General features: G+C 34.9%; 1 pseudogene. It reads left to right on the top strand.

From position 1 onward, the window contains the following. Positions 1 to 212, top strand: a pseudogene (locus CN326_RS24825) (hypothetical protein); the annotation flags it as partial.

A 212-nucleotide genomic window follows, 5' to 3' on the forward strand; every position in this document is an offset into this window, starting at 1 on the left:
ATTCAAAGCACAACATACTGTAGATACTTATGTTCAAAATCATACACTTTGGGTTCAGGATTTTGAACAGGCTCGTTACAGTCAAATGTTGATTTCAGGTCGAAAAGACGCGAAATCAGGAAACTTTGTATTTACATACAATACAGAATCACAATCTTTACACTTTACAACACCAAACGGTGTTGTAGTTGAAATTCCGAACCTTACATTTC

The sequence above is a fragment of the Bacillus sp. AFS018417 genome, assembly GCF_002560985.1.
In the GTDB taxonomy this organism is placed as follows: domain Bacteria; phylum Bacillota; class Bacilli; order Bacillales; family Bacillaceae_G; genus Bacillus_A; species Bacillus_A rhizoplanae.